The organism is Dyella subtropica (genome assembly GCF_026283965.1).
GTDB classification, from domain to species: domain Bacteria; phylum Pseudomonadota; class Gammaproteobacteria; order Xanthomonadales; family Rhodanobacteraceae; genus Dyella_D; species Dyella_D subtropica.
The window spans coordinates 1-527 of sequence record NZ_JAPDPD010000046.1 but is presented as its reverse complement, the minus strand read 5'-3'; the positions used below and the strand labels follow the sequence as shown (position 1 = coordinate 527).

Here is a 527-nt window from a genome sequence, read left to right as displayed (position 1 = left end):
CTGATACCCAGCAAGCGATCCCTGCCGCCAGAGCTGTGTTGTCGGGGCGTGAGACCGAGGGAGGCGGCCATCTGCCGGCCGCTGGCAAACTGCGTGGCATTGCCCACGCATGCCACCAAGGCGGTGGCGACCACGGGACCGACGCCGCGCAACTGTTGAAGTCGACGCGCATCGGGATCCGCTTTGGCCGCTTCGCTGATCTGGCCGTCCAATTCCGCAACGCGTTCATCCAGCGTGTGTAGATCGCGCCGCAGTCCTTCGAGCAAGCGGCGGAAGCACGCACTTAATCCGTTGTCGGCATCTTCCAGCCAGCACGGGATCGCGCAGCGCAACGAGGCCATTTCTCTCGGCGCCACCAGTCCGTACTCCGCGACCAGGCCGCGGATCTGGTTGCCCTTAGCGGTGCGCTGCTCCACCAGGCTCGCACGCACCCGATGCATCGCCTGCAGATCCTGTTGCGCGACACTCTTCACACTCACAAAGCGCATGCTCGGACGACTCATCGCCTCGCAGATCGCTTCGGCATC

General features: G+C 64.7%; 1 protein-coding gene. It reads right to left on the bottom strand.

The window, feature by feature from the left end:
• Positions 1 to 527, bottom strand: a 527-nt coding sequence (locus OUZ45_RS20755) for an IS110 family RNA-guided transposase (RefSeq protein WP_266172237.1), incomplete at both ends; no start/stop codon positions are given.